Below are 1,808 nucleotides of genomic sequence, written 5' to 3'. Positions count from 1 at the left end.
CGGGCGGATTCCTGTTTCACGGCGCGGCGCCGGCACGGATGCCGGTCTTACCTGCGCTCCACAGGCGTTTGAGTTGTCCCAGCGTCCCTGGGCCAACACATTGATCGCCGCGTTCACGTCCGGTCATGGGTTGCCCCGCATGGGCAGGTCCATGACCGGACGTTGAGCGGCTTGGGTCCGTCGATCCGGCCGCACGCTGAGCAGGTCTGCGACGTGGGTGCGAAACGGTTGATCTTCCCGAACCTTCGCCCGGCGCGGGCGGCCTTGTACTCCAGCATTGCGGTNAAGCTGGCCCACCCGGCGTCGTACACGGACTTCGCCAGCCGGGTACGGCCGAGACCAGCCACGCACAGGTCCTCGACGTACACCGCTTGGTTGTCGCGGATGATCGCCGTGGACAGCTTGTGCTGCCAGTCCCGCCGGGTGTCGGCCACCCGGGCGTGCGCCCGAGCCACCTTCTTGACGGCCTTCTTGCGGTTGCTGCTGCCCCGCTGCTTGCGGGACAGATCCTGCTGCAACCGCTTGAGCTTGCGGGCCGCACGGCGCAGAAACGTCGGTGCCGTGACCTTCGTGCCGTCCGAGAGGACCGCGAAGTGCGTCAGCCCCAGGTCGATACCCACCTCGGAGTCGACCGGCGGCAGCGCTTCGTCGGTGGCCTGCACGACGAACGACGCGAAGTACCGCCCAGATGCGTCCCGGATAATCGCCACGGACGACGGGTCCGCCGGAAGGTTGCGTGACCAGCGCACGGGCAGGTCGCCGACCTTCGGTAGGCGCAGGCGGCCATTGTCGAGGACCTTGAACCGGGAGTTCTTGGTGAACCGGATGGCCTGCCGGTTGTCCTTGCGCGACCGGAACCGCGGCGGCGCGACCTTGCGGCCCCTGCGTTTGCCAGACAGGGAGTTGAAGAAGTTCCGGTACGCGGTGTTCAAGTCCGCGAGTGCCTGCTGCAACACCACGGCCGAGACCTCGCCCAGCCATGCCCGCTGCGGGGTCAGCTTGGCCTCGGTGATCAGCCGTCGGGACAGCTCGGCGTCGCAGATGTACCTCTCGCCCTGCTCGCGTGCCTGCTGGCGCAGACGCAGCCCGTCGTTGAACACCACCCGCGCGCACCCGAACGCCCGAGCCAGCTCGATCTGCTGGCCGGGCGTCGGGTAGACGCGGAAGTTGTAACGAAGCTGCACATCGGACAGTCTACCCTTGGTCTATGGCTGGCCCCCTGGATGTTCGCACCGGTAGACACTGTGTCTTCGTCCTGCACGCCCACTTGGTCTTCGTGACGAAGCTCCGGCACAGGGTGTTCACCGACCAGCACCTGACCCGCCTAGAAGAAATCATGCGGGCGGTATGCGCCGACTTCGAGTGCGACCTGGTCGAGTTCAACGGCGAGGGCGAGCACGTGCACCTACTGGTCAACTTCCCGCCGAAGGTCGCCTTGTCGAAGCTGGTCAACAGTCTCAAGGGTGTGTCCTCACGACGGATACGGCAGGAGTTCCCCGACCTGGTACCCCACTACCACCAAACCAACAGGCTATGGTCCGCCTCGTACTTCGCCGGGTCCCTCGACGGCGCCCCCCTGACCGATCTGCGCCAATACATCGAGCAGCAGAACAAGCCAACCTAGAACACGCTCGGGCCTAGGCGGCCCTCCCGCGCCGGCCTTCACCCCCGCCCTAAAGGGCAACGCCGTGAAGTTATGGGCTGATCGGTGTGGTCAAGAGGTTGATGGTGATGGTTGCTTGGTAGGTGCGTCGGTCGACGCGCAGGCTTTTGTAGGCGTATCGGGACAGCGGTCGTTTGACGGCTCG

The 1,808-nt window shown here is 65.7% G+C and carries 2 protein-coding genes; one reads left to right on the top strand and one right to left on the bottom strand.

Annotated elements, in window-relative coordinates; translation table 11 throughout:
* Positions 1-113 precede the first annotated feature (113 nt).
* Entirely contained in the window at positions 114-1,184 is a 1,071-nt protein-coding gene (locus DLJ47_RS30610) for an RNA-guided endonuclease InsQ/TnpB family protein (protein ID WP_199236073.1), read from the bottom strand.
* 23 nt (positions 1,185-1,207) lie between these two features.
* Here DLJ47_RS30610 and tnpA point away from each other — a divergent pair, with 23 nt between their 5' ends.
* Complete coding sequence (gene tnpA / locus DLJ47_RS30605; RefSeq protein ID WP_109905220.1) at positions 1,208-1,624, top strand: IS200/IS605 family transposase; 417 nt, start codon at positions 1,208-1,210, stop codon at positions 1,622-1,624.
* Positions 1,625-1,808 lie beyond the last annotated feature (184 nt).

The sequence above is a fragment of the Micromonospora sp. S4605 genome (assembly GCF_003176715.1).
GTDB classification, from domain to species: Bacteria; Actinomycetota; Actinomycetes; order Mycobacteriales; family Micromonosporaceae; genus Micromonospora; species Micromonospora echinaurantiaca.
This window is presented reverse-complemented; position numbering and strand designations above follow the sequence as displayed.